The organism is Cyclobacterium sp. SYSU L10401 (genome assembly GCF_010993705.1).
In the GTDB taxonomy this organism is placed as follows: Bacteria; Bacteroidota; Bacteroidia; order Cytophagales; family Cyclobacteriaceae; genus Cyclobacterium.
In genome coordinates this window covers 5,033-9,737 of the sequence record NZ_WOFO01000008.1, presented here as the reverse complement: position 1 = coordinate 9,737, position 4,705 = coordinate 5,033, and the positions used below count along the sequence as shown (strand labels likewise).

Here is a 4,705-nt window from a genome sequence, read left to right as displayed (position 1 = left end):
AGGGGGCAAGGGGGATTTTTTAGAGCATCTCAAATTTTCATCAAACTGATTTCTTGATGATTACGTAGGCAAATCCCCCCAGCCACCTTGGTAAGGGGGAATTGTACACGGTGGATTGGTCGGAAATCTTTTCTCAGGATAGAAAACTATTCGCAATCAAATCCCCCTTTTTAAGGGGGAGTTGTGCTCGGTCAATTGGTCGGTCATTACTACAACCTCGCATCCACCTTATCCTTATCCAAAACTGCCTTGACATCGAAGACGACGAGGTCTTTGCTTTTTTGGATCGGAAGGTCTCGGAATTTTTGGTGGGCGACGGCAAGGACGATGGCGGAGTAGTCGGCGATATTGGGGCAATCCGCTCCGTCGATGATTTCCAGACCGTACTCATGGGACACTTCTTCTTTGTTTGCCCAGGGATCGTAGACGTCTACGTCCATGTCAAAGGTGCGCAGCTCCTGGTAAATATCGATCACGCGGGTATTCCGCACGTCGGGGCAGTCTTCCTTAAAGGTAAAACCCAGGATCAGCACCTTGGAATCGATGACTTTCAGGTCTTTGCGCATCATGTGCTTGATCACCTCCGTGGCCACGTGCTTGCCCATGGAGTCGTTGAGCCGGCGTCCGGCAAGAATGATCTCAGGGTGATAACCTACTTCCTGGGCTTTTTGTGCCAGGTAAAAGGGGTCCACACTGATGCAATGGCCTCCTACCAGGCCGGGTTTGAAGGGCAGGAAGTTCCACTTGGTGCCCGCAGCGGCCAATACCTCCTGGGTATCGATCTGCAGCAGGTTAAATATTTTGGAGAGTTCGTTGACAAAGGCGATGTTGATGTCCCGCTGGGAATTCTCAATCACCTTGGCGGCTTCGGCCACCTTGATGCTGCTGGCCTTGTGCGTGCCGGCCGTGATCACTTCCCGGTACAGGCGGTCCACATATTCGGCCACCTCGGGCGTAGAACCGGAGGTCACTTTCAATATTTTAGCTACGGTATGTTCCTTGTCTCCCGGGTTGATGCGTTCGGGGGAATAGCCGGCGTAAAAGTCTTCGTTATAACGGAGGCCGCTGACTTTTTCCAGCACGGGCACACACTCCTCCTCCGTCACCCCGGGGTAGACGGTGGATTCATAGATGACTACATCTCCTTTTTTGAGGTACTTGCCGATGGTTTCGGAAGCCTTGAGCATGGGGGTGAGCACGGGGCGGTTGTGCCGGTCGGTGGGGGTGGGTACGGTGACCACATAAATCTGGCAATCGGCCAGTTGCGCCGCATCGCAGGTATTCAAAAGTCCGTTTTCGCCGGGTTGGGGATTGTTGGAAAGTACCTTTTTAAGGTCTTCATCGGCTACTTCCAGGGTAAAGTCCTTACCTGCATTGAGTTCGGCAACCCTTCTTTCGGAGATATCGAATCCGATGACGGGAAACTTTTTGGCAAATTCCACGGCCAGGGGCAATCCCACATAGCCCAGGCCGATTACGGCGATTTTTGCCTCCTTAAGAGGTCTTAATGGCGCTGTCATAGATCAAATAATTTAATGGAAGAAAAATACTTGTTTTTAAAGACAAGTTGCAAATATAGCTGCTGGCTTCGACTTCGCTCAGCCACCGGGACTATTTTTTTGTTGTACAGTTGGCGGTCCCTGAGCGCAGCCGGGCTTCGACTTCGCTGGTTTCGGCTTCGCTGGCTTCGGCTTCGCTCAGCCACCGAAAAGATTGGCGGTCCCTGAGCGGAGCCGAAGGGATTATTTCTTATTCCTAAAATGAGTTTCGTTTTTACATTCGGCCAACTTCCTGATTTCTGCTGTGGCTCCCCGAATCAATGCTTCTTTTTTCTTTCTAGACCACCCTTGAACCTGTTTTTCCCGGTAAAAGGCTTCATCAATGCGGGCAAAGGTTTCATAATACACCAATTTGACAGGTAATCGATTTTTGGTATAAATAGAACCCTCTGCGCTTTGATGTTGCAGCAGGCGCCTGTCCAGATCAGTTGTACTTCCTGTGTAGTAGCTTCCATCTGCGCATAACAATATGTACATATAGCCAACCATCCTTAATTAGCTGAGCTTCCTATTCCGCTGGCTTCGGCTGCGCTCAGCCACCGGGACTATTTTTTTGTTGTGAAGTTGGCGGTCCCTGAGCGGAGCCTAAAGGGCGGTCCCTGAGCGGAGCCTAAAGGGCGGTCCCTGAGCGGAGCCGAAGGGGCCAGGCACAGCTTCGCCCCGTAAGTCCCATTTGGGAACTAATAAAAACACGATCGAATACAAAAAAATGAATTTTATATCAAACCACCAACACTTTGCCCAAATTAATGGTTTAATTTTTTTCTGACCTACCGATTCAGGGCGTTCAGCACCAGCAGTACGGCGGATAAGGTGGTGACTGCCAGTTGGAAGGTCTGCACGAAGGTAATCCCGGTGCCCAGTTCCCTGATTTTCATGGGTTCGGCATAGAGCAGGTCGTTGGGTCTTAGAAAATAAAATTCGGACGCTATGAGTCGTTTATCGTTCAGGTTGATCCTGTAAGATTTGGTTCCTTCGGGATACTGCCGGACCAGCACCACTTCATCCCTTTTGGCAGTGGTGGTCATGTCACCTGCATGGGCAATGGCCTGCAGGATGCTGATCCTGTTTTGGAGTATGGTAAAGTTGCCCACGCTGTTGAATTCCCCCAGGGCGGAAAAGCGAATCCCACCCAGGCGTACACGCACGAAGTAATCCTCTTCATTGACATAGGCCTGCAGTTCCTTTTCGATCAGTGCCTGGGCAGCCTTGGTGGTCAGTCCCAGGAGTTCGATTTCTCCCAGCAGGGGCAGTTCCACCAGCCCGTTTTCATCGATGGTATAGCCGTTCATAAAGAAAATATCTCCTCCATTCTGGGCACCTTGCGCCATGTTCATCCGTGCCGACTGGTCCCCTGCGGCGATGCCGAAAATCTCATTCAGTTCGGGGGAGGTGGTTTGGATATTGATGTCCACCACATCGTTGTATTGCAGGTAGTATTCGGCGGTACGGTTGGGTACCAGCTCTGTTTCGGTGTAAAGGGGAACATCTTCATCCGTATCCTGCATGTAGATGATGCGTTCGTTAGAAACACAAGCCGCAGCCAAAAGCAGGATCAAACAGGTAAAAAATAGGTTATTAATCAGTTTCATTGGAATAGGATAAAAAGGAAATGTATGGTTCAAAGATATTTAAAAGAGGGGCAGTAAAAAATAGTTTGGGGAAAAATTTTCGTCGATTCGGTACATAGTAGATAGAGAAGGTAGAGACAGCGATCTGCAGGTAGGGTTTAATTGTTTAACTGCTTAATTGGTTAATTGAGGGGGCATCGTTAGATTTACCATTTTCGAACATATCTTTTTTTTGGTCGCAGAGGGCACGAAGAAGGCACAGAGGACGCGAAGGGTTTGGATTGGTTAACTGGTTAACTGCTTAATTGGTTAATTGAGGGGTCATCGTTGGATTTACCATTTTTCGAACAGCATGGCTCCGCAAGATTTGCAATCCCGTGGTGCCAATAAAGGGGGATTTGTAATCCCCGGACGTTTACATTGACTTTTTTTTTGGTCACAGAGGACCCAAAGAAGGCACAGAGGACGCGAAGTTTTTGATTGGCCATAAATCTCCCCTTCTCTTAGTCACTAAGTCCATTTCTCAAATCCAAAAGCTCCGTTAGGAGCGGCAGATCTAATAACCATGGGGTTCAGCCCATGGTTGTTAGCCAATCTAAAGGGATAAAGTGCCGTAGGTACGGAACATTTGTACGTCCACGCAAAGTATCGGTCGTCCCTACGGGACTTTGGGACAATTATCGGCTTATGGTCTGCGGATTGAAACCCACAGTTACCATATCGGGCGTGCCTACGGCACTGTGGTTTCTGGTGATTGGTTTGCATTAAACGATTAACCATTTTAACCCTTAACAACCATGATGACTACACAAATCAAGCACCGATGCCAAACAGCAACTTTGATTCCCTCAGCCCATTTCCAGCCTATTTAACTGCGAAAAAAATCCCCCTGTGTCCCCCTTTGGAAAGGGGGATTTAGTTCGTTCTGGATTTTTTATTTGCCTTTCCTATTTACTTTTCCGTCATTCGGATGAAATTTATACTACTCACAGTATTATCTGTATCGCTTAGGGGATTTGTAATCCCCATTACGTGCACGTAATGCAGGATTGCAAATCCTGATTATCTGTGGTTCGACATTGCAAATGTCGAACAGCGCGCGCTCCGCGGGATTTGTAATCCCGTGGTACAGATCGGGGGATTTGTAATCACCGGACGGGTGCGAAAAAATCCCCCTGTGTCCCCCTTTGGAAAGGGGGATTTCGTTCGTTCTGGATTTTTTATTTGCCTTTCCTATTTACTTTTCCGTCATTCGGATGAAATTTATATTACTCACAGTATTATCTGTATCGCTTAGGGGATTTGTATTCCCCATTACGTGCACGTAAAGCCAGGATTGCAAATCCTGATTATCTGGGTTCGACATTGCAAATGTCAAACAGCGCGTGCTCTGTGGGATTTGCAATCCCGTGGTACAGACCGGGGGATTTGTAATCCCCGGACGGGTGCGAAATAAATCCCCCTCCCCCCTTTTTAAAGGGGGATTTCGTTCGTTCTGGATTTTTTATTTGCCTTTCCTATTTACTTTTCCGTCATTCGGATGAAATTTATACTACTCACAGTATTATCTGTATC

The 4,705-nt window shown here is 48.2% G+C and carries 3 protein-coding genes; all 3 read right to left on the bottom strand.

From position 1 onward, the window contains the following. Positions 1–209 precede the first annotated feature (209 nt). Positions 210–1,520 carry a nucleotide sugar dehydrogenase gene (locus tag GL182_RS17370; RefSeq protein WP_163381057.1) on the bottom strand — a complete coding sequence of 437 codons (1,311 nt, stop codon included), beginning with the start codon at positions 1,518–1,520 and terminating at the stop codon, positions 210–212. 222 nt (positions 1,521–1,742) lie between these two features. Further along, on the bottom strand, positions 1,743–2,036 hold the full coding sequence (locus GL182_RS17365) for a GIY-YIG nuclease family protein (RefSeq protein ID WP_240469876.1): 294 nt from the start codon (positions 2,034–2,036) through the stop codon (positions 1,743–1,745). Positions 2,037–2,329: 293 nt separating this feature from the next. Continuing rightward, positions 2,330–3,067, bottom strand: a complete 738-nt coding sequence (locus tag GL182_RS17360) for a polysaccharide biosynthesis/export family protein (RefSeq protein WP_163381247.1) — start codon at positions 3,065–3,067, stop codon at positions 2,330–2,332. Between the last annotated feature and the right edge of the window lie 1,638 nt (positions 3,068–4,705).